Below are 1,469 nucleotides of genomic sequence, written 5' to 3' on the forward strand. Positions count from 1 at the left end.
CGCAGCTCTTGAGTGCAGAGTGGAGAAGGCCTCCCAGTTGGACTAAACCGGGCTTTCGGGATCGCTGCGATCTTCACCAGTGGACAGCCGCTGCGTGCACTCAAAAGCTGCGGATGACCGCAGCAGTCCGAGGGCCTTCGGCTTCCATCGCGCGCGACCACAAGGAGAGCGCCGCCTGATGACCGCGGCGCAGCCGCCCTCGGACTGCTGCGGTCATCCGCAGCTCTCGATTGCAGGGTAAAGCGCGCTGCCCCCACGCTTCGCACCGGCCCTCCAAGCTCCCAAACCGTCACTCATCGAAATCGTCCCAAATCCTCAGGCGGTCGATCTTAAACCGCCGCACGGACTCAACGAAAGCCTTCGGCGCGTTCGTCTCGAACCAAGCGGCGCTGCACCACTTGTAATCGCGGGCCTGCTCCACCAGGCGGTGCTTCACGGGATTCTCGTTCACGTAGCGGAGGCGGGCCAGATACGATGTTTGATGCGTGATGTGAGTATCGCGAAAGTTCATCCACACCCGTCGGCCAATAGTTCCCGAAAGCTGATTCGCTTCGATCGCAGTCCGTCGATGCAGCTCGGTCAACCAGATCCGCAGGGATTCGCCGGATCCTGCCGGTGAGTCGGCAAGCCAGTGATAGTGGTTCGCGAACACTGCCCACGAGCGCAACTGCCAGCCGAACTCTCGTGCTGTATCGATCAAGATCCCAGTGACCACATCCAGTTTTTCGGGCGAGTCGAAGAGTCGTTGTCGATGATACGTGGCAGCGGTCACAAAGTAGGTGCCACCTTGCAGGATCCAATGGGGCGGTGCATGCGGCCAAGGGGGAGAGGTGTCCGGCATCTTCGGAAAGATCGTTGATCGATGCCGAATGCCTGTCGAGATCACAAAGCGTTGCCTTATGGAAGCCGGAGGCCCTCGGCTTCCATCGCGCGCGACCACAAGGGTGAGAGCCGCCCATTGACCGCGGCGCAGCCGCCCTCGGACTGCTGCGATTCTTCGCAGCTCTTGAATGCAGGAAGAAGATGGCTTCCCTGTTGGACTGAACCGGGCTTTCAGGATCGCTGCGACTTTCGCCCATGAACCGCCGCTGCGTGAATTCGAAAGCTGCGGATGACCGCAGCAGTCCAAGGGCCTTCGGCTTCCCTCGCGCGCGACCACAAGGGAGAGCGCCGCCTGATGGCCGCGGCGCAGCCGCTTTTGGACTGCTGCGATTGTTCGCAGCTCTCGAGTGCAGGGTGTAGAGGGCCTTCCCTGTTGGACTGAACCGGGCTTCCGGGATCGCTGCGACTTTCGCCAATGAACCGCCGCTGCGTGCATTCGAGAGCTGCGGATGACCGCAGCAGTCCGAGGGCCTTCGGCTTCCATCGCGCGCGACCACAAAGAGAGCGCCACCTGATGGCCGCGGCGCAGCCGCTTTTGGACTGCTGCGATTGTTCGCAGCTCTCGAGTGCAGGGTGTAGAGGGCCTT

General features: G+C 61.8%; 1 protein-coding gene. It reads right to left on the reverse strand.

Going from position 1 to position 1,469, the window contains the following annotated elements; translation table 11 throughout:
• Nucleotides 1-289: 289 nt before the first annotated feature.
• Nucleotides 290-841, reverse strand: a complete 552-nt coding sequence (locus OKA05_RS29245; protein WP_264490773.1) for an REP-associated tyrosine transposase — start codon at nucleotides 839-841, stop codon at nucleotides 290-292.
• Nucleotides 842-1,469 lie beyond the last annotated feature (628 nt).

Source organism: Luteolibacter arcticus (assembly GCF_025950235.1).
Lineage (GTDB): Bacteria > Verrucomicrobiota > Verrucomicrobiia > Verrucomicrobiales > Akkermansiaceae > Haloferula > Haloferula arctica.